This is a genomic window from Marivita sp. (assembly GCF_017643905.1).
Classification (GTDB): domain Bacteria; phylum Pseudomonadota; class Alphaproteobacteria; order Rhodobacterales; family Rhodobacteraceae; genus Marivita.
Genome location: NZ_JAEPMO010000053.1, coordinates 1 through 26666, shown reverse-complemented (window position 1 = coordinate 26666; position 26666 = coordinate 1). Strand labels below are relative to the sequence as shown.

At 60.1% G+C, this 26666-nt stretch carries 26 protein-coding genes; 14 read left to right on the top strand and 12 right to left on the bottom strand.

Translation table 11 applies throughout. The features are described 5' to 3' along the window. On the bottom strand, window positions 1-763 hold a 763-nt coding region (locus JJ869_RS10290), incomplete at its 3' end, for a substrate-binding domain-containing protein (RefSeq protein ID WP_292266818.1). 523 nt (window positions 764-1286) lie between these two features. Here JJ869_RS10290 and JJ869_RS10285 point away from each other — a divergent pair. Further along, entirely contained in the window at window positions 1287-2069 is a 783-nt protein-coding gene (locus tag JJ869_RS10285; RefSeq protein WP_292266816.1) for a LuxR family transcriptional regulator, read from the top strand. A gap of 320 nt (window positions 2070-2389) precedes the next feature. On the opposite strand, the gene tsf is transcribed toward JJ869_RS10285, so the two are convergent. From tsf to JJ869_RS10255, 6 genes are all read right to left on the bottom strand, one after another. Further along, window positions 2390-3265: a translation elongation factor Ts gene (tsf, locus tag JJ869_RS10280; protein ID WP_292266815.1), complete on the bottom strand. Its 876-nt coding sequence runs from the start codon at window positions 3263-3265 to the stop codon at window positions 2390-2392. Window positions 3266-3355: 90 nt separating this feature from the next. After that, a complete protein-coding gene (gene rpsB / locus JJ869_RS10275; RefSeq protein WP_292266813.1) occupies window positions 3356-4135 on the bottom strand; it encodes a 30S ribosomal protein S2 in 780 nt (259 codons plus the stop codon). A gap of 175 nt (window positions 4136-4310) precedes the next feature. Further along, complete coding sequence (locus JJ869_RS10270) at window positions 4311-5615, bottom strand: HupE/UreJ family protein (protein ID WP_292266811.1); 1305 nt, start codon at window positions 5613-5615, stop codon at window positions 4311-4313. Window positions 5616-5706: 91 nt separating this feature from the next. Continuing rightward, the gene (locus tag JJ869_RS10265; RefSeq protein ID WP_292266810.1) at window positions 5707-6228 is read right to left on the bottom strand and encodes a gamma carbonic anhydrase family protein; all 522 of its coding nucleotides are present in this window, start codon (window positions 6226-6228) and stop codon (window positions 5707-5709) included. Beyond that, window positions 6225-6866: a guanylate kinase gene (gene gmk, locus JJ869_RS10260; RefSeq protein WP_292266807.1), complete on the bottom strand. Its 642-nt coding sequence runs from the start codon at window positions 6864-6866 to the stop codon at window positions 6225-6227. Before gmk ends, JJ869_RS10265 begins: the two co-directional genes overlap by 4 nt. A 3-nt stretch (window positions 6867-6869) precedes the next feature. After that, complete coding sequence (locus tag JJ869_RS10255) at window positions 6870-7760, bottom strand: YicC/YloC family endoribonuclease (protein ID WP_292266805.1); 891 nt, start codon at window positions 7758-7760, stop codon at window positions 6870-6872. 168 nt (window positions 7761-7928) lie between these two features. Here JJ869_RS10255 and JJ869_RS10250 point away from each other — a divergent pair, with 168 nt between their 5' ends. Beyond that, on the top strand, window positions 7929-8492 hold the full coding sequence (locus tag JJ869_RS10250; protein WP_292266803.1) for a PAS domain-containing protein: 564 nt from the start codon (window positions 7929-7931) through the stop codon (window positions 8490-8492). 49 nt (window positions 8493-8541) lie between these two features. On the opposite strand, the gene JJ869_RS10245 is transcribed toward JJ869_RS10250, so the two are convergent. Next, window positions 8542-9912 carry a class II 3-deoxy-7-phosphoheptulonate synthase gene (locus JJ869_RS10245; protein WP_292266801.1) on the bottom strand — a complete coding sequence of 457 codons (1371 nt, stop codon included), beginning with the start codon at window positions 9910-9912 and terminating at the stop codon, window positions 8542-8544. A 169-nt stretch (window positions 9913-10081) separates the two neighbouring features. Here JJ869_RS10245 and JJ869_RS10240 point away from each other — a divergent pair, with 169 nt between their 5' ends. Then, window positions 10082-11086: a GlxA family transcriptional regulator gene (locus JJ869_RS10240; RefSeq protein WP_292266799.1), complete on the top strand. Its 1005-nt coding sequence runs from the start codon at window positions 10082-10084 to the stop codon at window positions 11084-11086. 6 nt (window positions 11087-11092) lie between these two features. Here JJ869_RS10240 and JJ869_RS10235 read toward each other — a convergent pair whose 3' ends face one another. Next, window positions 11093-11512 carry a hypothetical protein gene (locus JJ869_RS10235; protein ID WP_292266797.1) on the bottom strand — a complete coding sequence of 140 codons (420 nt, stop codon included), beginning with the start codon at window positions 11510-11512 and terminating at the stop codon, window positions 11093-11095. 185 nt (window positions 11513-11697) lie between these two features. On the opposite strand from JJ869_RS10235, the gene JJ869_RS10230 reads away from it, so the two are divergent. Together JJ869_RS10230 and JJ869_RS10225 are read left to right on the top strand one after the other, a co-directional pair. Then, complete coding sequence (locus tag JJ869_RS10230) at window positions 11698-12588, top strand: cation diffusion facilitator family transporter (RefSeq protein WP_292266795.1); 891 nt, start codon at window positions 11698-11700, stop codon at window positions 12586-12588. A 150-nt stretch (window positions 12589-12738) separates the two neighbouring features. Beyond that, window positions 12739-13806: a Hint domain-containing protein gene (locus tag JJ869_RS10225; protein WP_292266793.1), complete on the top strand. Its 1068-nt coding sequence runs from the start codon at window positions 12739-12741 to the stop codon at window positions 13804-13806. 14 nt (window positions 13807-13820) lie between these two features. On the opposite strand, the gene JJ869_RS10220 is transcribed toward JJ869_RS10225, so the two are convergent. Beyond that, window positions 13821-14945 carry a PQQ-dependent sugar dehydrogenase gene (locus JJ869_RS10220; RefSeq protein ID WP_292266791.1) on the bottom strand — a complete coding sequence of 375 codons (1125 nt, stop codon included), beginning with the start codon at window positions 14943-14945 and terminating at the stop codon, window positions 13821-13823. A 256-nt stretch (window positions 14946-15201) separates the two neighbouring features. Here JJ869_RS10220 and JJ869_RS10215 point away from each other — a divergent pair, with 256 nt between their 5' ends. The 9 genes from JJ869_RS10215 (at window position 15202) to JJ869_RS10175 (ending at window position 25155) form a co-directional block, all read left to right on the top strand. Then, window positions 15202-16398, top strand: a complete 1197-nt coding sequence (locus JJ869_RS10215; RefSeq protein ID WP_292266790.1) for an ABC transporter substrate-binding protein — start codon at window positions 15202-15204, stop codon at window positions 16396-16398. 97 nt (window positions 16399-16495) lie between these two features. Beyond that, on the top strand, window positions 16496-17275 hold the full coding sequence (locus JJ869_RS10210; RefSeq protein ID WP_292266787.1) for an ABC transporter ATP-binding protein: 780 nt from the start codon (window positions 16496-16498) through the stop codon (window positions 17273-17275). Next, on the top strand, window positions 17272-18102 hold the full coding sequence (locus tag JJ869_RS10205; RefSeq protein WP_292266785.1) for an ABC transporter ATP-binding protein: 831 nt from the start codon (window positions 17272-17274) through the stop codon (window positions 18100-18102). Before JJ869_RS10210 ends, JJ869_RS10205 begins: the two co-directional genes overlap by 4 nt. A gap of 61 nt (window positions 18103-18163) precedes the next feature. Continuing rightward, the gene (locus JJ869_RS10200) at window positions 18164-18568 is read left to right on the top strand and encodes a hypothetical protein (RefSeq protein WP_292266783.1); all 405 of its coding nucleotides are present in this window, start codon (window positions 18164-18166) and stop codon (window positions 18566-18568) included. A 49-nt stretch (window positions 18569-18617) separates the two neighbouring features. Then, window positions 18618-19628, top strand: a complete 1011-nt coding sequence (locus tag JJ869_RS10195) for a branched-chain amino acid ABC transporter permease (RefSeq protein WP_292266780.1) — start codon at window positions 18618-18620, stop codon at window positions 19626-19628. Then, entirely contained in the window at window positions 19625-20914 is a 1290-nt protein-coding gene (locus JJ869_RS10190; RefSeq protein ID WP_292266778.1) for a branched-chain amino acid ABC transporter permease, read from the top strand. The genes JJ869_RS10195 and JJ869_RS10190 overlap by 4 nt, the downstream gene beginning before the upstream one ends. Window positions 20915-21035: 121 nt before the next feature. Then, window positions 21036-21719: a response regulator transcription factor gene (locus JJ869_RS10185; protein ID WP_292266776.1), complete on the top strand. Its 684-nt coding sequence runs from the start codon at window positions 21036-21038 to the stop codon at window positions 21717-21719. A 42-nt stretch (window positions 21720-21761) separates the two neighbouring features. Then, window positions 21762-22958 carry an FIST N-terminal domain-containing protein gene (locus tag JJ869_RS10180; RefSeq protein WP_292266773.1) on the top strand — a complete coding sequence of 399 codons (1197 nt, stop codon included), beginning with the start codon at window positions 21762-21764 and terminating at the stop codon, window positions 22956-22958. Beyond that, window positions 22945-25155, top strand: coding sequence for a PAS-domain containing protein (locus JJ869_RS10175; protein ID WP_292266771.1), 2211 nt, complete (start codon window positions 22945-22947; stop codon window positions 25153-25155). The genes JJ869_RS10180 and JJ869_RS10175 overlap by 14 nt, the downstream gene beginning before the upstream one ends. A gap of 3 nt (window positions 25156-25158) precedes the next feature. On the opposite strand, the gene JJ869_RS10170 is transcribed toward JJ869_RS10175, so the two are convergent. Then, a complete protein-coding gene (locus tag JJ869_RS10170; protein WP_292266769.1) occupies window positions 25159-25605 on the bottom strand; it encodes an acyl-CoA thioesterase in 447 nt (148 codons plus the stop codon). A gap of 163 nt (window positions 25606-25768) precedes the next feature. After that, the coding region (locus JJ869_RS10165) for an ATP-binding protein (RefSeq protein ID WP_292266767.1) at window positions 25769-26666 on the bottom strand (898 nt) is incomplete at its 5' end.

The following is a 26666-nucleotide window of genomic DNA, read 5'->3' as shown; positions in this document are numbered from 1 at the left end:
TGTTGTTCTCGTAGAATGCGAGGCCGAACACGCCGATGCCGTTGGTGTTGGCGTCGATACGGGCGAGGGTTTCGGTGTAGTCGCCGTCGATGTCGACCGACTTGCCGTCCTGACGCACGTCAAGGCAGGCGTCTTCTGCGTCATCTTCGGACATGCCGCCGTCGATCATCGCCTTCATTGCGCCGGTTTCTTCACAGCCGACCAGCAGAACATTTTCTTCGAAGACTTCACGGGTGCCGTGCTTGGTGCCCGGGATGAACATCGCGATTTCGGCATCCGGCAGATCCGCGTTGAACTCGGACCAGTTGGTGTGGGGGTTGTCGACGATTGCGCCATCCTTCAGAACCTTCGCGCCGATGGCGTTGAAGATGTCGGTCGGTGTGAACGCGGTGAAGTCCGGGCCGGACTGCTGCGACGCGAACACGATGCCGTCATAGCCGATGCGGACTTCGATGATGTCGGTCACGCCGTTTTCTGCGCAAGCCGCAACTTCTTTCTCACGGATGGCGCGGGACGCGTTTGCGATGTCGATTGTGTTTTCGCCAACGCCCTCGCAGAAGCGCTTGAGGCCCGAGGACGAACCGCCGGATTCGACGACCGGTGTCGGGAAGTCGGTGTTGTCGCCGAACGCTTCGGCCACGATGGACGCGTAGGGCAGAACGGTGGACGAACCGGCAACCTGCACGTTGTCACGTGCCACAGCGGCTGTTGCAGATACGGCTGCAATCGCAAGCACCGATACAGAGAGTTTTACGGACATTATGTCAGCTCCTTGGTTGGATATCTCTCGGCCATCCCCCTGATGACCGTTGGCGGTGGGTCTAGACGGCTTTCGCCATGCTTTTGTGACAGTTGCGTAACAGTTTTATGACATGCCGGGATTGATGAGCAGAAAGACCACCTTCAAGCATCAATGCATTGTTTTTAATATATAATAATTTTATTAGTTGACGCTGGGGCAGGCGCCAATCGCGCTCAGACAGCTAGTCAGAACACCCGAAATCCCCAAAACGACAGAGATTTGTGTAACATAGTCGACTGACTCGCTGTGATGCGCGAATCCATAATGGCACGAGCTGGGACTGCGTGCGGGGGATAGGCACTACGCGAGCAACGCTTAGACTGAACACACCGGATAGAACACTTTAAGTGTGGACTTTACCCATATGAAATCGCTAGGGGAACTGCGGTTAGCAACATGCCTGATTTCGCATAATCAGTATTATGTAACTATTTGATATGCGTCTCTCTAGCCAAAACCGCGAAACTGGCCATACACAACCATCATGAACGGTTCTCGACAGATAGTGACGCCCGAGCAAAGCGCAGCCCTCTTGGACCTGACGCACTCCAACAGCATTGAAACGCTGTGGGACTTGCATTGCCGCCGGATGGCGGATTTCGGATTCGACCGACTGCTCTATGGCTTTACCCGTTTTCGCACAGCAACCTCTTTGGGAGATCCGGACGACTTTATCGTTCTGTCGAACATCGATACGGCATATGTCAGCACGTTCATCAATGACGGCTTGTACCGGTCTGCACCGATGGTGCGCTGGGCGCTGGAGAATGATGGTGCCGCAAGTTGGACCTTGTTGCGGATGATGATGGAAAGCGGCGCAGTCACAGACGACGAGCGCCGCATTCTGGAATTCAACACGAAGCACGGACTTACGGCCGGATATTCGATCAGCTTTCGGAGCCTGTCGGACCGCGCCAAGGGTGCAATCGCGCTGATCGCCGAAGATGGCATGTCTCAAGACGATGTGGATGCGCTTTGGGCACAGTCGGGAGAATTGATCCAGTTGATGAACAATATCGTTCATCTCAAGATTCTGACCCTGCCCTACACGCCGCCGAACCAGAGCCTGACCAAACGCCAGCGTGAAGCCCTGGAATGGGTTGGCGGCGGCAAGACGATGCAGGACATCGCGACCATCATGGGACTGACACCGGCAACGGTTGAAAAGCATCTCAGACTGGCGCGCGAGGCACTGAACGTCGACACAACGGCACAAGCGGTTTTGAAAGCAGCCCTGCAAAACCAGATGTTTATCAGCGACCGCTGACGGCGTGAAAAAACTGTGAGGTCAGGAAATCCAGACTTCCTTGACCCTGCGTAAATTGGCAGAATGGTGATGTTCCGTGAGTGGTGGCAATTTCGGCCAAGGAACGTGGGACCCGCACCCATGATATTACTTTGGCTCTGCGGGTCTCATCAGAAAGACACTTGATGCCCGTCGGATAATGGCCTGTCCCGGTTGATTTGTCCGCTGTCATCAAGGGGCTGCGTCATCCGCAAAATGACGCCGGTCCATTGCTCCCGCAAAAAAGCGGCGCTGTTCATTTCAACAGCGCCGCTTCCTTTTTTCAGACGTGGGTCAGAGACTTAGCCCTGAGCAGCCTTTGCAACTTCGGCTGCAAAGTCTTCGACCTTCTTCTCGATGCCTTCGCCGACTTCGAGACGGATAAAACCGGTGATCTCGACACCCGCTTCCTTGGCCGCGTCTTCGACGGTCAGGTCCGGGTTGATCACGAAAGACTGGCCCAACAGTGTGACTTCGCTAAGGAATTTCTTCATGCGACCCTCGATCATCTTTTCGATGACCTGCTCGGGCTTGCCCGACTCGCGCGCGATGTCGATCTGGATCTGACGCTCTTTCTCGACCACCGCCGGATCAAGATCGGCCGAGGACAGCGACGCCGGGTTCACCGCCGCGATGTGCATCGCAACCTGCTTGCCAAAGGCTTCGTTTTCGCCAGACAGCGCTACCAGAACACCGATCTTGCCCATGCCGTCTGCCGCAGCATTGTGGACATAGGACACGACCTGTGTGCCTTCGAGCGTGGACATGCGACGCAGCGACATGTTCTCGCCGATGGTTGCGATCTTGTCGGTGATCATGTCCTGAACGGTCTTGCCGCCGACGGTCTTGGTCTTGAGGTCTTCGACATCGCTGGCAGACAGCGCGGCGCCGGAGATGGCATCGACCATCGCCTGGAATTCCGCGTTCTTGCCGACGAAATCGGTTTCCGAGTTCACTTCGACAGCAACGCCTTTGCCGCCGTCAACCTTGACCGCGACAAGGCCTTCCGCTGCGGTGCGGTCGGATTTCTTGGCGGCTTTGGCCAGACCCTTGGTGCGCAGCCAGTCTGCTGCGGCTTCCATGTCCCCGTTGGTTTCGACAAGCGCCTTCTTGGCGTCCATCATACCTGCGCTGGTCAGTTCGCGCAGTTCCTTCACGAGTGCTGCTGTGATCGCCATCTTGGCTCTCCTCATTTCAAATTCGGGCGTGGTGGGCCGTTATGTTCAACGGCCCTGCCCTGTCATATCGATGTAACGACGCGGTAAAGCTCAGCTTGCGGCGTCTTCTGCGACGGCGTCTTCCAGCACCTCTTCAACCGGCGCTTCTTCAAGAGCACCAAGGTCGACACCGGCAGCGCCCATCTGGGCGGTCATGCCGTCGAGGGCTGCGCGGGACACAAGGTCACAATAGAGGCTGATCGCACGTGCCGCGTCGTCGTTGCCCGGGATGATGTAATCCACACCTGCGGGAGAGCAGTTGGTGTCGACAACAGCCACAACCGGGATACCCAGCTTGTTGGCTTCCGCCACGGCCAGCGCTTCTTTCTTGACGTCGATGACGAAGAGAAGATCCGGCACACCGCCCATTTCGCGGATACCGCCGAGCGACGCCTGCAGTTTGCCCTGCTCGCGCTCCATGCCCAGACGCTCTTTCTTGGTCAGGCCTTCAGCGCCGTTCGCCATCTGCTCGTCGATCTGCTTCAGACGCTGGATCGACTTGGACACGGTCTGCCAGTTGGTGAGCGTGCCGCCCAGCCAACGGTGGTTCATGTAGTACTGCGCGCATTTTTCAGCGGCTTCTGCGACGGGCTGCTGCGCCTGACGCTTGGTGCCGACGAACAGGATGCGCCCGTTCTTGGCCACGGTTTCACGGATCACGTTCAACGCTGCGTCGAGCATCGGAACGGTCTGCGTGAGGTCCATGATGTGGATGCCATTGCGCGCGCCATAGATGAACTCGCCCATGCGGGGGTTCCAACGCTGCGTCTGGTGGCCGAAGTGTACGCCTGCTTCAAGCAGCTGGCGCAATGTGAACTCTGGAAGAGCCATTGTCGTTATCCTTTCCGGTTTCAATCCTCAGCGGGGGTATCAGCCTGTTGGCCAACCGGTGGACATTTGGGGATGTCTCCCCCAAAGGCCCGACCCCGCCTGTGGTGTCAGTGGCGCGCATATAGCGGGGGTTCGCACCATGCGCAACCCCCGGGTTCGATGTGACGCGGCGGGGTTACAGGAACACCCGCTCCACGAACCAATACGCCCCGACCAGCGCAATCGCGGCCGATGCCGGGACGGCGACGTAGCGGCGGTACGCGTCGAGCCGGTCAACCAAAGTCGCCGACAGGATGCAGAGCAATGACAGCGCGGCGAGCGGCCAGAAAAACACCATCGCGGATGCGCCCATGACCACGACAAAACCGGGTGTGTTCAGAGCAAGACCAAGGCCGACGAAGATCACCGCCAGCACGGCGTAGAGCCCCTGTGCGGGGGCAACATCCGCCTCGCCGCGATCGACGCGGATGGCATACCAGACGAGGATGAAGGCAATGGCGATCACGGTCAGCTGGCCCAGTTCCACGCCGACGTTGAAGCCGATCAGCGCCGGCACCACCTGCCCGTCCGGAAGGCCGAACTCACCCAGAACACTTGCAAATCCAAGGCCATGCAGAAGCCCGAACCCGAAGATCACGAAAGGGCGCCAGCGGTGCAGCTTGTCCGAGACGATGTTCTCCACCGCCACGTAGACGATCGAGGCCGCGATCAGGGGCTCCACGATGCTGCCCGGCACGGACACGATGCCCAACACCGCCATGGCGAGCGTCACGGTATGCGCCAGCGTGAAGGCCGAGACCTGCCACAGCAGCGGTGCCATTCGCGTGGACAGGAAGAACAGGCCAAGCACGAAGAGGATATGGTCCAGCCCCTTTGGCAGGATGTGATCGAATCCGACCGGGATATAGGTGGAGAAGGTCATCCAGCCGCTGGCTTCGTCCCCGCCGCCAATGGCGATCGGTCCGCTGCTTTGCCCACCTTCGAGATACCCGGTGTAGGGCTCGTCTACGCCTTGCTGGCGCAGCACCAGCGCGCCATAGGCTGCGGGCCAAGTTAAGCTGAAAGTTCCCGCCCACTCTGGCATCGGACCCGTAAGAACGATTTCAGTATCGCGCGGCAATTCAACGTTTCCAACTGGGTCTATTTCGATACTTGAAACGCTTAGCTCTGCGCGCTGCTCACCTGCGATCTGAGCTTCTAAACTATCAATGAATTCTGCCATCCGCGGTTCAAGCTCGGCTCTCAGGGCATCCGGCTCAAGCGCGCGCAGGCGGTCCACGTCTTCGGACGCGTCGAGCGCATCGGTGTTCTCGATCCCTTCAAGGCTGACACCAGCAACCAAAGCTTCACCATTGAGGGTCAGAGTGATCTCGACCTGCCCCTCGACCACCTCGAGGTCGCCGATCGCCGGTCGCACTTCATGGGCGGACACCATCGCCGCCGCCACCACCAGACACAGACTGACCAAAAGTGCTTTCATCGCGCGCATTCCTTATCTCACCGTGCAGAAGTCTGTTGCAGCTACGCGCCGCTTCAAGTGAAAGTTTCAGATTTCCGAGATATTTATGCGCCTAGAGCGCAGAGAGTCCGCTGCGGAAGCGGCGCATATTGGCCTGATAACCAAGCGCGCTTTTGCGCAACCCGTCGATGGCCGCCTCGTCCAGTGCGCGCACGACCTTGCCCGGCACGCCCATCACCACAGAGCCGTCGGGGATCTCCTTGCCTTCGGTGATCAGTGCCCCTGCCCCGATCAGGCAGTTGTTGCCAATCTTCGCGCCGTTCAGGATGGTTGCCCCCATGCCGATCAGGGAATTGTCACCGATGGTGCATCCGTGCAGCATGACCTTGTGACCGATGGTGCAGCCTTTCCCGATGGTCAGCGGGTAACCCATATCGGTGTGCAGCACGCAATTTTCCTGAATATTGCTGCCTGCACCGACCGTGATGGTTTCATTGTCGCCACGAAGGGTCGCACAGAACCAGACGCTGGCCGCTTCTTCCACCACGATGCGTCCGATCAGGTTCGCGTCCGGCGCAATCCAGGTGTCTTCGGCGATCTGCGGAGCGGTGCCATCCAAAGCATAGAGCGTCATGTCAGATCCTCGAATTCCTGTTGCAGCTTACGGACATGCTCGACCAGCCCCGGCTGTTGCAAGCGGCGCAGACGGGTGGCTGTGACGATGGTTTGCAGATTGGCAAAGGTCTGGTCCAGATCGTCATTGATCAGCACATAGTCGTAGCTGCCCCAATGGCTGATCTCGTCCCAGCTTTTGAGCATCCGCTTTCCGATGGTTTCGGCGCTGTCCTGACCCCGGCTCTCCAGACGGCGGCGCAATTCGGCAATCGACGGCGGCAGGATAAAGATGGACAGCGTGTGCGGACCAAGCGCCGAGTTCACGATCTGCTGCGCACCCTGCCAGTCGATGTCAAAGAGCACGTCATTGCCCGCGTCGATGGCGGTCTGCACAGGCATGCGGGGGCTGCCGTAGAAATTGCCGAAAACATGCGCATGTTCGAGCATGTCGCCATTGTTCACATCGCGCTTGAACGCCTCTTCGCTGAGGAAGTGGTAGTGTTCGCCATCCACTTCGCCGGGACGCGGCGCGCGGGTCGTGGCCGAGACCGAGAAGCTGAGGCTCTCGTCCCAATCCAGCAACCGCCGGGACAGTGTGGACTTCCCCGCGCCCGAGGGCGAGGACAGGATGATCAGCAATCCGCGGCGCTGGATCATGGCTTACTCCACGTTCTGAACTTGTTCGCGCATCTGTTCGATGACGGTTTTCAGCTCAAGCCCAACAGCCGTCAACGGCGCGGATTGTGCCTTGGAACACAGCGTATTGGCTTCGCGGTTGAATTCCTGCATCAGGAAATCGAGCTTGCGGCCAACGGCCCCTTGAGATGTCAGCAGATCGCGCGCGGCATCGACATGGGTGCGCAGGCGGTCGATCTCTTCGGTCACGTCAGCCTTGACCGCAATCAAGGCAAGCTCCTGCGCAATCCGCTGTTCGTCGAGGTTGTCCTGAGCGTCCAGCACACGTGCCATCGCCGCGCGCATCCGCGCTGCCTGTTCGTCCTTGCGCGCGTCGGCAACCGCGTCGGCCTGCGACACGAGTCCGGCGATCTGGTTCACCTGCCCGTTCAAAACATCGACCAGTGCCGCACCTTCGGAATGCCGAGACGCGATGAAGCTGTCCAACACCGGACCAAAATCCGCGACCAGAACAGCCAGAACTTCGGCCGGATCAGATTGTTGTATCGGCGCATCCATCACGCCGCGCACGGTGATCAGGTCCGCCGCAGAAGACGCGGTCAGCGACAGACCGCGCGCCATGGCTTCGGCCTCGATCCGCAGCATCGCGGTCAGAACCCGATCCAGTTGCGCCTCGTTCAGTTCCTGTACCGCCTCTGTGCCGTTTGAATGCAGCCTGAGCGAGACCGTCACATTGCCGCGTGACAGGCGTTTCATGATCAGACCCCGGAGCGACTGTTCCAGACCATCGACCCAATCAGGCACGCGCACGCGGATGTCGAGGCCGCGTGCATTCACGCTGCGCAGATCCCAGGTCCAGGTCAGCCCCAAAGCCTCTCCCTGCCCCGACGCAAACCCCGTCATGGATTGACGCATCTCTTTGTCCTCGCTCCGCCGGTATCAGGCGTTGGGTTACGCTGTGCGACGGGTCGATGCAAGCCGATGGACTTGGCTAAGGGAGTTAACCATTTGTTAAGATCCAAGACCAAATTGCGGCAAGACTGTGGTACGCCCTCCCCCGGGAATTGGGATGGGACGACGGGGATGAACATCACATCGTTGACGCAACACGCGTTGACCCAACATGCCGCACGGGCGCTCGGGATCTTGGGGGCGTATTGGGCAAGCTTGGTCAGTCAGGGCGATCTGCCCTTGTGGTCAGACATTGACCCCGGCCAAATCCAGGACGCACTGGACCATGCGTTTCTCGCCGAACGCTTTGGACACTGCCATGCCCGCATTCGCGTGGCCGGTGGCGCAGTTGAGGAGATGGCGGGCAAGCCCTGCAAGGGCCTGCCACTCAGCTTGCTGATCCGCGCAAATGACCGCGCCGTTTTCAACGAGGCGGTGATCGCCTGTTGCATCGGAGGTTACCCGATTGAGATCGCCCTGACATCCGAGGAGGACGTCGCAACAAGCAAGGTTTCGGCGCGATTGGTCCTCTATCCCCTCAGGGACACCACGGGACGCGTCACGCAATTCCTAGGTGGGCTAGCCCCTGTGGGAGATGCGATTGCCCGGCTCGGATCTTTTGGCGTGGTCGAGGTGATGGCACACCGTACACAGACGCGCCGATCATTGCTGCGTCTGATCGTCGACAACACATGAAAAAGGGCGGCCGTGCAGAGCCGCCCTCTTCTCAAATTCGAAAGGTCGATCAGCCCGCCTTGGCTGCGACCTGTGCCTCGCGGCGCGATGTCAACTCTTCGGCCACAAGGAACGCGAGTTCAAGGGACTGAGACGCGTTGAGGCGCGGGTCGCAGGCTGTGTGGTAGCGGTCGCTCAGGTTTTCCTCGCTCACCGCCCGGACACCTCCGGTGCATTCGGTCACATCTTGACCGGTCATCTCGAAATGCACACCACCGGGAACGGTGCCTTCGGCATTGTGGATGGCGAAGAACTCGCGGACTTCGCGCAGCACCAGATCGAACGGACGGGTCTTGTAGCCGGTGGACGACTTGATCGTGTTGCCGTGCATCGGATCGCAGACCCATGTGACGTTGGCGCCCTCTTCGGCCACGGTCTTGATCAGACGCGGCAGATGTTCGCCCACCTTGCCAGCCCCAAAGCGTGCGATCAGGGTCAGCTTGCCCGCTTCGTTTTCCGGGTTCAGCTTGGCCATAAGGACCTTGAGGTCTTCGGCGGTCGTGGTCGGGCCGCACTTGAGACCAATCGGGTTCAGCACGCCGCGTGCGAATTCCACATGCGCGCCGTCCGGCTGACGGGTGCGGTCACCAATCCAGATCATGTGCCCAGAACCAGCGAGCCACTTGCCCGATGTCGAATCCTGACGGGTCAGCGCCTCTTCGTATTCCAGCAGCAGCGATTCATGGCTGGTGTAGAAATCCACCGTCTGAAGTGACGGTTCACGATCAGAATCCAGACCAGCAGCCTTCATGAAATCGAGAGTGTCGCCAATGCGGTTGGCCATATCGCGGTACTTCTCCGCTTCCTCGCGGTCGGTGAAGCCCAGAGTCCACTGATGGACCTGGTGTACATCGGCATAACCACCGGTCGAGAACGCCCGCAGCAGGTTCAGCGTGGCCGCCGCCTGCGTGTAGGCTTGCAACATCTTGGCCGGATCGGGAATCCGTGCTTCGGGTGTGAAGGCAAGCTCGTTGATGATGTCGCCCCGGTAGCTTGGCAGTTCCACGCCATCAATCACTTCGGTCGGTGCAGAGCGCGGCTTGGCGAACTGGCCCGCCATGCGCCCCACCTTGACCACAGGCACCTTGGCACCGAAGGTCAGGACCATTGCCATCTGCAGCATCACCTTGAACGTGTCGCGGATCGCGTTCGCGCTGAACTGGTCGAACGCCTCGGCGCAGTCGCCGCCTTGAAGCAGGAACGCATCACCGCGAGAAGCCGCCCCGAGGGCCTTTTTCAACTTTCGTGCCTCGCCCGCAAACACAAGCGGCGGATACTTCGACAGCTGGGCTTCGACAGCCTCCAGCTTTGCCTGATCCGTATAGTCAGGCATCTGTACCCGCGGTTTCGCGCGCCAGCCTGATTTTTTCCACTCGGTCATTGTCTCTACTCCGGTCAATCCAAGTAAGTTAGCGTTAGCGGGGTCGCTATACAGAAACCACCCCCCTCTGACCAGACAGGAATCGTCCCCCGATGCCTTGACCCGGCGCGTCACTTCTGACCTTGTGACCTGCAACGTGCCGCAGAGCACTGCCCAAGGTCCAGAGAATATGCTTCCGACACGCCAGACCGTCGAACTCGATCATATACCCAGCCGCCCGCGCCGGTTTGTCTTTGTATTGCTGCCCGAATTCACCATGCTGTGCTTCTCGGCGGCCGTGGAATCGCTGCGCATTGCAAACCGAATGGCGAACCGCAAGCTGTACGACTGGACGATTATCGGCGAAGGCGGGGTCGAGATAACCTGTTCGGCGGGCGTGTCCTTTCGGCTGGATTCCGACCTGATCGAGATGAACCGCGATGACGTGGTCATCGTCTGCGGCGGCATCGACGTGCAGAAAGCCACCACAAAGCGCGTCATCAACTGGTTGCGGCGCGAGGCCCGTCGGGGTCTGGCCATCGGCGGATTGTGCACGGCCGCCTATTCACTGGCGTCTGCGGGATTGCTGGACGGCAAGCGGGCCACCATCCACTGGGAAAACCAAGACAGCTTTGCCGAGGAATTCCCCGAAGTGACGCTGACCAAGTCGATCTTCGTGGTCGACGGCAGCCGGATCACCACCGCAGGCGGCACGGCCTCGGTCGACCTGATGCTCAAGATCATCGCCGACGACCATGGCGAGGAACTTGCGGGTGCCGTGGCCGATCAGCTGATCTACAACTCGATCCGCACCGATCAGGACACCCAGCGCCTGTCCGTGCCCACCCGCATTGGCGTCCGGCATCCAAAGCTGTCGAAAGTCATCCAGATGATGGAGCAGAACATCGAAGAGCCGATCAGCCCTTCGGTCCTCGCCCATCAGGTGGGTATGTCCACCCGCCAGCTGGAACGGTTGTTCCGACGCTACCTGAGCCGCAGTCCCAAGCGCTATTACATGGAACTGCGCCTGCAAAAGGCGCGCAACCTTCTGATGCAGACGGATATGAGCGTCATCAACGTGGCGCTGGCCTGTGGCTTTGCCTCACCCTCGCATTTCTCGAAATGCTACCGGGCGCATTACGAAACCACGCCTTACCGCGAACGCGGCGCACATGCGTCAAGGCTGTCGGTCTGACCTGCTTCAGAACTGCGCGTTCAAATCATTGAAATCAGTGTTGAACTGAAAATTCACGCTGACAATGGCGTCATCCAACTGATGCAACACGAGATAGGCAAAGATGTAGCTGATCCCCGTGCGGTACGAGATCAGTTCCTGCGACCAGCCGTTTTCCATCTCGTTTCGGCGCACCAGCGCAACTTCGGTGAAGTCCTGCGGGAATATCTGTCGAACGCGGCCCTGAAGATTGTCCAATTGTTGTATTGTCATCTCGTCCGCGCCGCCGAACCTCAGCATCACCGATTTGATGTCCCGCGACTTCATATACTGGTCTAGGTCGCGGCGCAGTTCCTCGTAATTGCGGAATACGCCATCCTGAGCCACAGCACCCTGTGCAAGACCCAGAAGTACCGCCAGTATACCGCTGAAAATAACAGATTTCATGGGCAGTTCCTTTCAAGGATCACAGACGAAGTGTGACTCCTCACCCTTTTCAAAGCAATCGCAGATGGCACCAACAGTCAAATCGGAGTCGGATCACCAGTTGCAAGTCAGTATCAACTGCAAAATCAGAGGGTTGAGCGAACGGCCCCGGACTTGTAAAGCGCCCCCATCCAAAGGGGAACGCCATGTCCGCCGCGCTCAAACTTGCTCTGGGAAGCCTTCTGGTGGGCGTTGTCGTGCTCGGACTCAAGGCGCTGGCCTGGTGGGTGACGGGGTCTGTCGCGCTTTTGTCGGACGCGCTCGAAAGCACGGTGAACCTGACCACCGCTTTTGCTGCGTTGATCGCCATCCAGGTGGCGCAGCGCCCTGCCGATGCCAACCACCCGTTCGGACATCACAAGGCCGAGTTTTTCAGTGCCGTGCTTGAAGGTGTGATGATCATCATCGCGGCATTGTTCATCCTGCGCGAAGCCTATGCGGGCCTGATGGCGCCCCGCGCACTGGACGCCCCGATTGAAGGTTTGCTTATCAACAGTGCCGCCACTGCTCTTAATGCACTTTGGGCGATGGTTCTCGTACGCCAAGGCCGCCGTTTGAAATCGCCTGCGCTTGTCGCGGACGGCAAACATCTTTGGACCGACGTGCTGACCTCGGTCGGGGTGGCAGCGGGCGTGCTCGCGGCGCTTCTCACGGGCTGGTGGCTGTTTGACCCGATCATGGCGGCGCTGGTGGCCGTCAATATCCTTTGGTCCGGGTCACATGTCGTGAAAGAGTCGCTCAGCGGATTGATGGATGAGGCTGTCCCGGAAACGACTCTCGCGCAGATCCGCGAAATGATCTCGGAACAGGCCGAAGGAGCTGTCGAGGCGCATGATCTGCGCACCCGACATGCAGGAAAGGTGACGTTTGTCGAATTCCACCTTGTCGTGCCAAGCGACATGACCGTCTACGATGCTCACGAGATCTGCGACCGGATCGAAGCGGCCATCGGAAAAACCGTTCCTGACAGCCGTGTCACCATTCATGTCGAGCCCGAGCACAAACAGAAACACACCGGGATTGTTGTGCTGGACTGACAGCGGCACCGGCGTACCTGTGCCTCTGGCGCAGACTTGGCAAGCCGAAACTGCCGCAATATCGCTAAACTCCTGTCATTTTTCGTCGTTAGCCAAAAGGCACCGAGGCGTGTTCTCGCGAGCTTCCAATACGTAAACGAGGCGCTACCCATGGCGACGATTTATGACCTCATTGAGGTGACCGATATAAGCCCAGACACGACCTATTCCGCTCTTCAGGGCAACTACCTTGGCGTGGTCGATGGCATGGTCGGCACATCGCTCGACGACGGCGAATTCGACCAGGGTGATCTCGTCACGATTGGTGGCGTCGACTATACGATTACGCTGATACAGGAGCCGCTCAGCAGCGGACGGTTCACCCTCACCGATGGCACCAACCTGAGTTTTGATCCGCAAAGCGAATCCAATCTCTCGGCCACATTCCTGACTTTGTCGAACGGGACGGAAACCAGATATTTCATCGTTCCCAACGACAGCTATGGCGACATGAAGATCAGCGAAATCCGGACGGGCAGTCTGGAAGACGTCGCGGGGAACGACTCGGCCATCCAGTCCACCACCGACAACAATGTCTCCGTGGTGTGTTTTGCCAATGGCACCCTGATCCGACGCCCGGATGGTGGCGCCACGCCGATCGAGGACCTGCAGATTGGCGACCTGATCACGACCCTGGATCGCGGCGCACAGCAGATTGTCTGGACCGGGTTCCGTTCGATTGGCACGGCGCAGTTGATGGGCCAACCGCGTCTGAGACCGGTGCGCATCGCAAAGGGCGCGCTGGGTGAAGGCCTCCCCGAACGCGACCTATTCCTGTCCCAGCAGCATCGACTCCTTGTGCGGTCGCGTATCGCGGATCGGATGTTCGGATCACGAGAAGTGCTGGTTGCGGCCAAGCAGTTGGTCGGTCTTGAGGGGATAAACGTCAGCAACACCTTTGCGCCGGTGAGCTATCATCACGTGCTGTTGGACCAACACGAAATCGTCTTCGCAAACGGGGCACTCTGCGAAAGCCTGTACCCAGGCCCGGAGGCGCTCAGAATCCTGCGGAGAATTGCGATGTCCCCCCATCTGCCGCTCGACGCCGATCCCGAGGCGCCCGGTGCCCGTGCCTTTGCGACGGGCCCAAAGGCACGCAATCTCGCGCGGCGGCACGACAAGAACAACAGGAACCTGCTGGAGTCACCCGCGGCGCATAAGGGCACGAGGCGCCGCTAGCCGCAAGCTCTGCCTCAGGACCCAACAGCCGCCAGGCGGTAGAGCGCGCCATTGCCCACGCTCAGAAACCAGAGCGCCCCATCGGGGCCCTGCCGGACGTCGCGGACGCGCTGGGTGCTGTCGCCTTGAATCTGTTCGACCTCGCGCAAGGGTGTCCCCTCAAGACGGGCAATGTAGTCGAACTTGAGCGAGCCTGCGAACAGGTCGCCTGACCACGGCCCAACCGAGACGAAGGTCAGCCCGGAAGGCGCGATCGATGGGTCCCAATAGGTCACGGGCTGTTCCATCCCCTGTTTCGCCGTACCCTCGCCGATGCTGCGTCCCGAATAATGCGTCCCATACGAAATCACGGGCCAACCGAAATTCGCGCCTTTCCGGACGCGGTTGACCTCGTCCCCGCCGCGCGCGCCATGCTCCGTGATCCAGAGCTGCCCATTGTTGTCCAAGGCCGCGCCTTGCGGGTTGCGATGCCCGTAGGACCAGATTTCAGGCTGCACACCTGCAGTGTTCACGAACGGATTGTCCGACGGCACCGCACCAGACTTGGTGATGCGCAGCACGGACCCATTGTGCAGACTGCGGTCCTGTGCGCTGTCATCGTCACCCCGGTCACCCATTGTGACAAACAGCGTACCGTCCTGCGCTTCAACCAGACGCGACCCGAAATGCCGCCCGCCACTGCCGCCCGGCGCGCTTTCGAAGATGGTTTCATGATTGATCAGCGCCGTTTCATCTGCGCTGAGCACCACCTTGGTCACCGCCGTGCCGCTGCCGCGCCCCTGGCGTTTGGCATGGGTGAAAAACAGCGTGCGGCTTTGCGCAAAGTCGCGTGGCACCAGAACATCGAGCAAGCCGCCCTGTCCGTCCACTTCGACCTGCGGCGGCGTACGAAGCGTCACACCCCCAGCCCCCGGCGTGACCAACAGAACGCGGCCATCGCGTTCCGTCACCACGATTTTACCGTCTGGTAAAAAACCGAACGACCAAGGCTCATCAAGACCTGTTACCACGGCTGAGACCTGCATCGCACCCGCACTGGTCTGGATGGTTTCCGAGGTGACCTGAGCCGAGGCCGGGGTGATCAGGGCCGAGGCAAGGGCCACGGACACCGAGAGGGTCAGGCGGCGCAAAACAGACATGGTCGCGTCTCCGATGGTTGGTTGGTCATTTAAAAATATGTGCGTCGCTGCCCCAGGGGCAACCACGCTGACGAAGTCGTGAGGCGGATCGGCTTGGCGCAGAAAGTTTCTAGACAAGGCCCAGAACACCTCTAACTCTCTGAAAACACTTGGATCGCCTTCGGGTGTGACCATTGCTTGGGGTCTTTTCTTTTCTCTGCCTTCTGAATATCGTGTCGGCCAGAACACAGCGATGTTCCAACATGGGAGAATAATGATGAAAAAGTTTCTGACAGCCACCGCGGCTGCAGCCTTGATGGCGGGGTCTGCGTTTGCAGCCAGCCATTCCAACGAGATCAAGATGGGCATCATCCTGGGCTTCACCGGCCCGATTGAATCCATCACCCCCGCGATGGCCGCCGGAGCCGAAATGGCGATCAAGGAAGTGTCCGACAGCGGCAAGCTGCTGGGCGGTGCTACGGTTTCAGCCGTCCGCGCGGATTCGACCTGCGTCGACAGCGCCGCAGCAACGGCCGCAGCCGAGCGTCTGATCACATCTGACGGCATCAGCGCCATGATGGGCCCGGATTGTTCGGGTGTGACCGGTGCGGTTCTGGCCAACGTGTCTGTCCCGAACGGCATGGTCATGATTTCGCCGTCCGCCACGTCGCCCGCCCTGTCGGTTGCCGAAGACAATGGCCTCTTCTTCCGCACAGCACCGTCTGACGCGCGTCAGGGTGCCGTTCTGGCAGAGATCATGATCGAAAAAGGCATCACCAGTGCTGCCGTGACCTACACCAACAACGACTACGGCAAAGGCTTTGCCGATGCGTTCCAGGCCGCCTACGAAGCGGCTGGTGGATCTGTCACGCTGTCCGCGCCGCATGAAGACGGCAAGGCCGATTACTCGGCTGAAGTCGGTGCTCTGGCCTCTGCCGGTGGCGACGCTCTGGTCGTGCTGGGCTATGTCGATCAGGGTGGTGCAGGCGTCATTCAGGGCGCGCTCGACACCGGCGCGTTCGACATGTTTGCCATGGGCGACGGCATGATCGGCGACTCTCTGACAGACCGTTTCGGCGACGATATCGCTGGCATGATCGGCACCGCGCCAGGCTCGGACAATGCCGGGGCCGCGATGTTTGCGGATATGGCAACGGCCGCCGGGATCGACGGCACGTCGGTCTACGCCGGTGAGTCCTATGACGCCGCAGCGCTGATGCTGCTGGCAATGGCGGCGGCTGGTTCGAAAGAGCCGGGCGACTATGCCTCTCATGTCTTCAACGTGGCCAATGCACCGGGCGAGCCGATCCTGCCGGGTGAATTGGGCAAGGCTCTCGACATCATCGCGGGTGGTGGCGATGTGGACTACCAAGGTGCAACGGGCGTCGAGCTGGTTGAACCGGGCGAAGCCGCCGGCTCCTACGCGGAATACACCGTTGAAGGTGGCGCGCTGAAGGTCGTTGGCTACCGCTAAGCCGTCTTTGGCAACCAACACCAAGCGGCGCGGGAGGTTTCTCGCGCCGCTTCACTATTAAAAGGCGGGCCGGACAACACCGCCACAGGGATACACGATGATCGAGGTGAAAAACCTTCACCGCCATTTCGGCGGTTTCCGAGCCGTTGATGGCGCCACTCTCGAAATCGAGACCGGGTCCATCACCGGACTGGTTGGCCCGAATGGCGCGGGAAAAACCACGCTTTTCAATGTAGTGGCGGGCGTTCTTCCACCGACCTCAGGGCAAGTTTTCATGGCGGGTGAGGACATCACCGGATTGCCGCCGCACACGCTTTTTCACAAAGGGCTGCTCCGCACCTTCCAGATCGCGCATGAGTTCAGCTCCATGTCCTGCCGCGAGAACCTGATGATGGTTCCGGGCGGACAGACGGGTGAAACCCTCTGGAACACATGGTTCGGGCGCAAGCGCATCGCCAACGAAGAACGCGCGCTCAGGGCCAAGGCGGACGAGGTGTTGGAATTCCTGACCATCGAACATCTGGCCGATCACAAGGCGGGTCAGGTCTCGGGTGGTCAGAAGAAGCTGTTGGAACTGGGCCGCACCATGATGGTGGACGCGCGGATCGTCTTTCTGGACGAGGTCGGAGCCGGGGTGAACCGCACCCTGCTCAATACCATCGGTGACGCGATCATCCGGCTCAACAAGGAACGCGGCTACACGTTCTGCATGATCGAACATGACATGGATTTCATCGGACGGCTTTGCGATCCGGTGATCGTCATGGCCGAGGGCAAGGTGTTGTCCAAAGGCACGATCGACGAGATCAAGTCGGACGAGCGCGTGATCGAGGCCTATCTGGGCACCGGTCTCAAGAACAAGGAAGCGGTTGGATGAGTGGTAACCCCTACCAAGACGACCGCGGCAACAAGGACGCGTCGATCACCAATCCGCACGGGGCTGGCACGCTGACCGCGTCGGGCACGCAGGAGCGCGCGATGCCGGGTGGAGATGGGCCGTTCCTGATTGGCGAGAACATGACCGGCGGCTATGGCAAAGCCGGTCCGGACATTCTGCACGGCTGCACCATTGCCGTGGAGAAAGGCGAGATTGCGGTGATCGTCGGCCCCAACGGTGCGGGCAAGTCGACGGCGATGAAGGCGGTCTTTGGCATGCTGGACCTGCGCGAGGGGCGTGTGCTGCTGGATGGCGAGGACATCACCCAACTGACGCCACAGGCGCGGGTGCGCTATGGCATGGGGTTTGTGCCGCAGACCTCGAACATCTTCACGTCGATGACGGTGGAAGAGAACCTCGAAATGGGCGCGTTCATCCGTGAGGATGATTTCCGCGGCACGATGGAGCAGGTCTACGAGCTGTTCCCGATCCTGCGCGACAAGAGGCGCCAGCCTGCGGGCGAACTGTCGGGTGGTCAGCGTCAGCAGGTGGCCGTGGGCCGGGCGCTGATGACCCAGCCCAAGGTGCTGATGCTGGACGAGCCGACGGCGGGTGTGTCTCCCATCGTCATGGACGAACTGTTCGACCGTATCATTGAGGTGGCGCGGACAGGCATTTCGATCCTCATGGTCGAGCAGAACGCGCGGCAGGCGTTGGAGATTGCGGACAAGGGCTATGTGCTGGTGCAGGGTGCGAACGGCTATTCAGGGACCGGCCAAGATTTGCTGGCCGACCCCGATGTGCGCCGGTCGTTCCTGGGAGGATAAGTTGGGCGCCGCGCTGAAGCCCGGCCTACGCGTTTCGCTCCGGGCGCGCGGGATGGAGATGATGGATTTGCGTATTTGGAAAGAGAAGAAGATGCGGGCTTTCAGTGCAGCACTCGGTGTGATCCTTGCGTTCGGTGCATCTGTATCGGCGCAATCCGCCGACACCCTGCCCGCGTGCCGGTCGGACAGTTGGTCTGTCGGACTGGCATCTCTGACCGGGACTGGTCAGGCCGTTCTGCGCATGGACGGGGTGGATGTGGACTTGGTGGCGCAGATCCAGCAGGCCTTTGGAGATCATGCTCTGGTCGCCGTGTCACCAGACGCGGGTCTGGTGCTGAACGTCGTTCTCCGCGCCAGTGGCGATGACCTGATCCGGGTGCAGCCGTTTGGTCAGGAAAGCGCCGAAGAGGTCGCGACATGCGATGACGCATTTATCGAAGCGGTGACGGGAGGCGCGTCGCAATGATGCTGGAACAGACAATGCTGTGGAACGACATGTTCAAGGGGACCGGCTCATGGACTTGTTGAACGGCTTTGTGGCGCTGGCCAATTTCGTTCTGATCCCTGCGATTGCCTATGGCAGCCAGTTGGCGCTGGGCGCCTTGGGCGTGACCCTGATTTACGGCATCCTGCGGTTTTCCAATTTCGCCCACGGCGACACGATGGCGGTTGGCACGATGGTCACGGTGCTGGCCACATGGGGCTTGCAGGCGATGGGTGTCAGCTTTGGCCCCCTGCCCACGGCGCTGCTGGCCATTCCGATAGGCATTCTTGGTGCGACGGCGCTGGTGCTGTTGACGGACAAATATGTTTACAAGTTCTACCGCGCGCAGAAGGCCAAGCCGGTGATCCTCGTGATCGTGTCAATGGGGGTGATGTTCATCTACAATGGCCTGACGCGCATCATCATCGGGCCGGATGATTACCGTTTTGCCGATGGGGAACGCTTCGTGATCTCGGCGCGGACGTTCCGCGACATGACGGGGCTTGAGGAGGGTCTTGCGCTGCGCACGACGCAGGTGATCACGGTGATCACCGCGATTGTGGTGGTGGCCGCACTGTTCTGGTTCCTGAATAAGACGCGCACCGGCAAGTCGATGCGCGCGTTTTCCGACAACGAGGATCTGGCGCTTCTTTCGGGCATCAACCCGGAGCGCGTGGTGCTGGTGACATGGCTGATCGTGGCGTCACTGGCGACAGTGGCGGGCGTGCTTTACGGCCTCGACAAGTCGTTCAAGGCCTTCACCTATTTCCAGCTTCTCTTGCCGATCTTTGCGGCGGCCATCGTCGGAGGCTTGGGCAACCCGCTGGGCGCGATCGCGGGCGGGTTCGTCATCGCGTTCTCGGAAGTGGGGATCACCTATGCCTGGAAGAAGGTGCTGACCTACGTGCTGCCCCCTGCCCTTGAGCCAGACGGCTTGGTGCAGGTCCTCAGCACCGAATACAAGTTCGCGGTCAGCTTTGTGATCCTTGTGATCGTGCTGCTGTTCCGACCGACCGGCCTCTTCCGGGGGAAATCGCTATGAGAACCGTTCTGCTTTTCGCGGCTGTGGCCGGTCTTATTCTGGGGACCGGGTTTCTGCAAAGCTGGAACTCGGCGCTGCTGATCCTGAACATGGGGTTGATCAGCGCGGTGATGGCGCTGGGCGTCAACCTTCAATGGGGTCTGGCGGGGCTATTCAACGTGGGTGTCATGGGCTTTGTGGCACTTGGGGGATTGGCGGTTGTGCTGATCTCCATGCCGCCGGTGAGTGCGGCGTGGCAGGCCGGTGGCGGTGGAATCCTTTTGGGTCTGGTGCTTGGTGCCGCGACCATTGTTGCGGCCGTACTGGTCTGGGCGCGCACATCCGGCAAGCTGCGCGGTTGGGGCACGGCCGGTGTGTTGCTGGTCGGGATGATCATCTACCGCATGGTGCTGGACCCGTCGGTTGAGGCCGTGGAAGCGGTCGATCCGGCGCTGGCGGGCTATCTTGGCGGTCTTGGCCTGCCGGTGCTGCTGGCATGGCCTGTCGGCGGATTGCTGGCCGCAGGTGCGGCTTACGTGATCGGCAAGACAGCACTGGGCCTGCGGTCGGACTACCTGGCGATTGCAACGCTCGGCATTGCCGAGATCGTCATTGCCATCCTCAAGAACGAAGACTGGCTGGCGCGGGGCGTGAAGAATGTGATCGGCCTGCCCCGCCCCGTACCCTACGAAGTCGATTTGCAGAACGATCCGGCCTTCGTGGAGCGTGCCGCTGGTTTCGGGTTGGACGGAACAACTGCCTCGACGATCTATGTGAAGGTCGAATACGGGCTGCTGTTCGCCGCTGTCCTGATCGTGCTTCTGGTGCTGTCTCAGCTTGCTCTGAAAAGCCCTTGGGGCCGGATGATGCGCGCGATCCGCGACAACGAGACCGCCGCCCGCGCGATGGGCAAGGATGTGACTGCCCGGCACTTGCAGGTGTTCGTGCTGGGCTCGGCCATCTGCGGGATTGCGGGCGCGATGATGACCACGCTGGACGGGCAGTTGACCCCGGGCAGCTACCAACCGCTGCGCTATACGTTCCTGATCTGGGTGATGGTGATCGTCGGTGGATCGGGCAACAACCTTGGCGCCGTGTTGGGCGGGTTCCTGATCTGGTTCCTCTGGGTGCAGGTGGAACCGATCGGTCATCTGCTGATGTCGCTGATCACGGCGGGCATGACGGATGGGTCATGGCTCAAGGCGCATCTTCTGGACAGCGTGCAGCATATGCGCCTGCTGACCATGGGGATTATCCTGCTTCTGGTCCTGCGTCTGTACCCAAGGGGGCTGCTTCCGGAGCGCTGATTTTGACCCGCGCCGTATGAGACCTTTCGGCAAGTGACGGCGCGGGCGGAAATCCCTAATCTGGAGGAGCAGGCAGACCATCGCCACGTCTGCCGAAAGGACGACAGAAGAGAGCAGAACAATGCGAGACATTCCCACAGCAGAGCTGACCGCATTGGTCGTGGATGACCACCCCCTGTTCTGTGACGCACTCATGCTCACGCTACGCTCCATCGCCGATTTCTCGGAAATCCAGACAGCGGGAACAATGGATGCCGCCCTCGACAAGGTTGCAGCAGACGCGGATTTCGATCTGATCCTTCTCGATCTGAACCTGCCGGATGTGAACGGACTGGACGGTCTGGTGCGCCTGCGCACGGCGGCACCGAAATCCACGATCCTGATCGTGTCGTCGATGGCCGACAACCGGATGATCAGCCATGCGCTCAAAGCGGGCGCAAACGGATTTGTCCCCAAGCATTCGCAGCGCGCGGTGTTCCGCAAGGCGTTCGATGCGGTGCGTGAGGGGCAATCTTTTGTTCCCGACGGCTATATCGACCCGCAAGGTCAGGACAGCAGCCGCGACGCCCCGGAAGAGGCGCTGTCGCGGTTGGCCTCGTTGACCAATCAACAGGCGCGGATCCTGAACCTGATCTGCGAAGGCAAGCTGAACAAACAGATCGCCTTTGATCTCTCCATCGCGGAAACCACTGTCAAAGCCCATGTCACAGCCATCATGCGGAAGCTTGGAGTGCACAGCCGGACGCAGGCTGTGCTGATTGCGCAAGACGCCCGCTTCAACCGAGTCTTGCCAAGCGACGTGTGATCCTCCTATCATCAGCGATAGCCAACACTTGGGAACCATTGCGTGGAAGGAAGCCGGGAATTTCCTGAGGCCGAACGTTCTGAGACCGACCAAGAGGTGATCGCTGTTGCTCAGGTGCGCTGCGATGACCCCGACTCTGCGGACCAAATAGCCAAACAACTCGGACCGGGACCTTTCGAGCTTGTTTGTCTGTTTGTGTCTCCAGAGGCGGATTTCACAGCGTTGGTGGCCGCAACAGCGCATCTTTTCGGGGATGCGGATGTTCTCGCATGCACAACAGCGGGCGAGATCGGTCGTGCAGGCTACGAAGAGGAGCAGATCATCGCGGTCGCGTTCCGCAAAAAGCACTTCAAAATCCACACCTATGCCATTGAAGACCTTGACAATATTAACGAACAATCCGTCGCCGGCTCGCTGATCGAAGCACGGTTGGCGCTGGCTCACAAAACCCCGGACTGGACATCCGACTTCGCGTTTCTTCTGGTCGATGGGCTCAGTCTTCGCGAAGAGCAACTGACGGCATTCCTGTCCGCCGGTCTGGGGCCGACCCCGCTTTTTGGCGGATCGTCCGGAGACGGAACCCGGTTTGGCCAGACTTGGCTGGCCCGGAACGGCAAGGTGATGCAGAACGCGGCCATCGTTGCGGTCGTGCATTGCGACAGGCCCGTTCGCGTGTTCAGCCTCGACCACCTCGTGCCCACCGAAAAGCGCATGGTGGTCACCTCGGCCTCGCCCGAAGAACGGGTGGTTCATGAGATCAACGCAGAACCCGCCGCATTGGAATACGCGCGATTGCTGGGGCTTGACCCGAACCAGTTGGATCAGTTCACCTTTGCGGAGCATCCAGTCGTCGTACGGCTTGGCGACATCCACCATGTCCGCGCCATCCAGCAGGTTCGCGAAAACCATGATCTTGTGTTCTTTTCAGCGATCAACGAAGGCATGGTTCTGACGCTTGCCACCCATGACGACATCGTGGCCCACCTGGATCACGGGCTGAGCGATCTGGCCAAACAGGACAAACCCGAGTTCATTCTGGGATGTGACTGTATCCTGCGCCGGATCGAGGCGGGACGTTTGCAAAAGACCCGCGCCGTATCGGAAGTGCTGAGCGCGCATAACGTCGTTGGCTTTTCGACCTATGGCGAACAGATTGGCGGCTTGCATGTGAACCAGACCCTGACAGGTGTGGCGATCTACCCACCCACCGGCAACGAGGCGACCCGTGTCCCTGATTGATCCCAGCGACAGTCTTGAACGACAGAACGAAAAGCTGCTCAAGATCGCAGACAGCCTCATGCGACGTGTGGAATACGGCGTAGCCCATTCCGGCGCGGCTTATGCGCAATTCGAACGCGCGGCACTTCTGGAAAAACGGGTGCGCGAGCGGACGCTCGAATTGGAACGCACGCTGGACCTGTTGCACGAGGCTAATGGGCAGCTTGCCCGCGCCAATCAGGAAACCGAGGCCGCGCGGCGCAACCTTGCTGACGCAATCGAGACCATTTCCGAAGGCTTTGCGCTTTTTGATCCGAATGACGACCTTGTCATGTGCAATTCGCGCTTCTGCCGGGACTTTCGCGATACGGCGTCCGATCTGAAGCCCGGTCTTGCTTTTGACAGCTATGTCGACCGGATCAGCAGGTCCGAATACCTGCACCTGCCGGACCAACAGGACCGCAACACCTGGGCCAAGATGCGTCGTCAGCGGCACAAGGACCGGCGGGTCATGTTCAACGTGCAGCTGACCCATGACCGGTGGCTGCAGGTGTCCGAACACCGCACTGCGAACGGCGGGACCGTGGTCCTTCAGACAGACATCACCGACATCATGCGGGTCGAGCGGCAGGAACAAGCCAAGCTGAGAGACAAGCAGACGCGGATGATCCGCGCCACATTGGATCACCTGAATCAGGGGGTCTGCATTTTTGACGAAAACGCGCGGCTGGTGGGCTGGAACCAGAAGCTGGGCAGCCTACTGTCGATCCCGGCGCGGCGATTGCGGATCGGTGCGTCTTTCACCGGGTTGCTGGACGATCTGGACGATACGTTCGAATTTACGCGCGGGATAGATCGCGGATCCTTTCGGCGCTGGGCCACGTCCGATGGGTTGCGCCACCCGGTCTCGTTCGAGGTGCAGAAGGGTGACAGCCTTGTTCTGCAAATCTTCGGGCGCGCCATGCCGGACCGCGGCTTCGTTATTTCCTGCACCGATGTGACAGCCGAACGCGAAGCGGCGCAAAAGCTTTACGAGTTGAACGAGATCCTCGAACAGCGCGTGATGGAGCGCACGTTGGAATTGGAAGATGCCTTAAGTGCGGCTGAGCGGGCCAACGCATCAAAATCGCGCTTTGTCGCAGCGGCAAGCCACGACCTCTTACAACCGCTCTCTGCAGCCAAACTGTTCATGGCCTCCTTGTCCGACAAGATCGAAACACCGAATGAACAGGCGGTTCTGGCCAAGGCGGAAACGGCGCTCGGCGCAGCGGAACAGATCATCGACGCGCTGCTCAACATCTCCAAGCTGGAATCCGACGGGCTGAGCTTTGACATCCGCCCTGTCGCCCTGCGCGAGATTTTCGATCCGCTGCGGGATGAAATGGAAATGCTGGCTGAGAAAAAGGGCCTGATCCTGCGGATCGTCGACAGCTCTCATGTGGTTGAATCCGATCCCGCATATCTGCGGCGGATCGTGCAGAACCTGCTGACCAATGCCATCCGCTACACCGACACCGGGCGGGTGATCGTCGGCGCACGGCGCAATGGCGATTCTGCCCGGATCGAAGTGTGGGACACGGGCCCCGGCATCGCCGAGGAGGATCAGAATTCGATCTTCGAAGAGTTCCGACGCCTCGACACCAAGGCCAGCAACAACGACGGTCTGGGACTCGGCTTGGCCATCGTGGAGCGCGCCTGTGCGCGTCTGGGCCATCCGCTGGGTCTTTGGTCCGAACCGGGGCGCGGGTCGTGCTTCATGCTCAACGTGCCATTGGCACGGCATGCACAGCCGCACATGCCCGTCAAATCGCGCAATGCGTCCGCGATGACCTTGTTGAAATCCGGACTGATCGTGCTTCTGGTAGAAAATGATCCGCAATTGCGCCGCGCGATGTCGATCCTGATCGAAAGCTGGGGCGTCAGCGTGATCGAGAGCGAAAACGCGGAAAGCGCGCTGGAGCTGATGGAAGATCTCCAGATCACTCCTGACGCGCTGCTGCTGGATTACCAGTTGGGGGACGGGGCGTCCGGGACAGAGCTCTTTGAGGAACTGACCCGCAGGCTGGGCCGCCTGCCCTGCGCCATCGTGTCGGCAGAACGGTCACCGCAACTCCGGCAGGAAACCAAGCGGCTTGGACTGGAATTGCTGCTGAAACCCCTCGACCGCACAAAGCTGATCGAGTTCCTGCATTCGGCGGCGCGCGAAATCGCGGTCTGACCCTTATTCGGCGACCTTTTTGCCGGACTTCGCATCCGGCGCAACAAGGTAATCCTTGACACGCTCGGCAATCGTGTCGGGCCAGCGCCGGGTGCGCAGCGCGACAGCTTCGGACAGAACCAGAGTGCCCGTGATGGTAACACGGCTTTCCGCGCCGGTTGTTGCGTTCAATTCCAACCACAAGCTGCTGCGCCGCAATTCGCGGACAGACAACCGCCAAGTCAGACGATCGCCCAAACGGCTGGGGGCCGGGAATTCGGCACTGATGTTCACAAATGGCAAGGACAGACCGTCGCTGCCCTGAATCTGGCTCATCGGCCAATCCAAAGCCTCATCCAGCCAATTTTCGATAACGGTGTGCACCATCTCAAAGTATCGGGGCAGAAAGACGATGCCAGACGGTTCGCAATCGCGAAGCATGACATCGTGGATATATTGATATGCCGGCATTCCGGGGCGTCCTGTCGTCATCTTTTCTGTCCGGGTCAGGCGCAAGGCCAGCTCGGTATTCCACTGTATTCCAGAAATATGATGATCTTTTCAACGTTTTTTGTAGCAACCGCCCAATCGCGCGGCACGACTAAAGTCGTAGACACCCCGCATCGCAGGCGTTTCACCGTGCGATAACGATATCCGCCCGCAATCCCCCCATGGATTCGCTTTCGCCAAGACGCAGAACACCGCCATGCGCCCGCGCGATGTCAGCGGCGATGGCCAGACCCAGCCCGACGCCAGAGCCCTTGTCCTGATTGCGCGCCGGGTCCAGCCGGACGAAGGGGCGCAAGGCTGCGTCGCGCTGGTCGGTGGCGATACCGGGGCCGTCATCCTCGATCCGGATGCGCAGGGACTTGTCGGTCAGCACCACCGAAACCTCGCAACGCGAGCCATAACGTTCCGCGTTACCGATCAGGTTCTCGATGGCGCGGCGCATGGCCATCTGGCGCAGCATCACCTGCCCTGCCCCCGCGATTTCCACCAATCGCACCGGTGTGCCGCTGCGGGCGCAATCATCGACGACGCGCTGCACGAAATCGGGAATGTCGGTAGGTTCAGGCTGCCCGCTATCGGCATTGCCCCGCGCGAAATCAAGAAAGGCGTCAATCAGCTTTTGCATGTCGTCGATGTCACGTGCCAGCAGTTCACTGTCACTTTCGTCGAGCATGGACACCGCCAGCCGCAAGCGCGTCAGAGGCGTGCGCAGGTCATGGCTTATCCCCGACAACATCATCGTACGCTGTTCGATCTGCCGTTCGATCCGTGCGCGCATGTCCAGAAAGGCGTGCCCCGCCGCCCTCACCTCGATCGCGCCGCCCGGAGAATAGGGAACATGCCGCCCGCGACCAAAAGCTTCGGCGGCCTGCGCCAAACGGGTGATCGGGCGCAGCTGGTTGCGCAGGTAGAGATAGGCGATGACCGTCAAAAGCGCCCCGAACACAACCATGTTCACGAGCAATTGGTGCGGGTTGGAGGCCGAGGCACGCTCGCGGGCGAATTCGATCAGTGTCAGCGGA

Coding starts and splice junctions, on each gene's coding strand:
- JJ869_RS10255 (WP_292266805.1), bottom strand. CDS start 7,760: ATGCGTCAATCCATGACGGGGTTTGCGTCGGGGCAGGGAGAGGCTTTG.
- JJ869_RS10185 (WP_292266776.1), top strand. CDS start 21,036: ATGCGAGACATTCCCACAGCAGAGCTGACCGCATTGGTCGTGGATGAC.
- JJ869_RS10245 (WP_292266801.1), bottom strand. CDS start 9,912: ATGACCGAGTGGAAAAAATCAGGCTGGCGCGCGAAACCGCGGGTACAG.
- JJ869_RS10215 (WP_292266790.1), top strand. CDS start 15,202: ATGAAAAAGTTTCTGACAGCCACCGCGGCTGCAGCCTTGATGGCGGGG.
- JJ869_RS10270 (WP_292266811.1), bottom strand. CDS start 5,615: ATGAAAGCACTTTTGGTCAGTCTGTGTCTGGTGGTGGCGGCGGCGATG.
- JJ869_RS10235 (WP_292266797.1), bottom strand. CDS start 11,512: ATGAAATCTGTTATTTTCAGCGGTATACTGGCGGTACTTCTGGGTCTT.
- JJ869_RS10230 (WP_292266795.1), top strand. CDS start 11,698: ATGTCCGCCGCGCTCAAACTTGCTCTGGGAAGCCTTCTGGTGGGCGTT.
- JJ869_RS10250 (WP_292266803.1), top strand. CDS start 7,929: ATGAACATCACATCGTTGACGCAACACGCGTTGACCCAACATGCCGCA.
- tsf (WP_292266815.1), bottom strand. CDS start 3,265: ATGGCGATCACAGCAGCACTCGTGAAGGAACTGCGCGAACTGACCAGC.
- JJ869_RS10225 (WP_292266793.1), top strand. CDS start 12,739: ATGGCGACGATTTATGACCTCATTGAGGTGACCGATATAAGCCCAGAC.
- rpsB (WP_292266813.1), bottom strand. CDS start 4,135: ATGGCTCTTCCAGAGTTCACATTGCGCCAGCTGCTTGAAGCAGGCGTA.
- JJ869_RS10265 (WP_292266810.1), bottom strand. CDS start 6,228: ATGACGCTCTATGCTTTGGATGGCACCGCTCCGCAGATCGCCGAAGAC.
- JJ869_RS10205 (WP_292266785.1), top strand. CDS start 17,272: ATGAGTGGTAACCCCTACCAAGACGACCGCGGCAACAAGGACGCGTCG.
- JJ869_RS10210 (WP_292266787.1), top strand. CDS start 16,496: ATGATCGAGGTGAAAAACCTTCACCGCCATTTCGGCGGTTTCCGAGCC.
- JJ869_RS10195 (WP_292266780.1), top strand. CDS start 18,618: ATGGACTTGTTGAACGGCTTTGTGGCGCTGGCCAATTTCGTTCTGATC.
- JJ869_RS10285 (WP_292266816.1), top strand. CDS start 1,287: ATGAACGGTTCTCGACAGATAGTGACGCCCGAGCAAAGCGCAGCCCTC.
- JJ869_RS10190 (WP_292266778.1), top strand. CDS start 19,625: ATGAGAACCGTTCTGCTTTTCGCGGCTGTGGCCGGTCTTATTCTGGGG.
- gmk (WP_292266807.1), bottom strand. CDS start 6,866: ATGATCCAGCGCCGCGGATTGCTGATCATCCTGTCCTCGCCCTCGGGC.
- JJ869_RS10240 (WP_292266799.1), top strand. CDS start 10,082: ATGCTTCCGACACGCCAGACCGTCGAACTCGATCATATACCCAGCCGC.
- JJ869_RS10220 (WP_292266791.1), bottom strand. CDS start 14,945: ATGTCTGTTTTGCGCCGCCTGACCCTCTCGGTGTCCGTGGCCCTTGCC.
- JJ869_RS10200 (WP_292266783.1), top strand. CDS start 18,164: ATGGATTTGCGTATTTGGAAAGAGAAGAAGATGCGGGCTTTCAGTGCA.
- JJ869_RS10170 (WP_292266769.1), bottom strand. CDS start 25,605: ATGCCGGCATATCAATATATCCACGATGTCATGCTTCGCGATTGCGAA.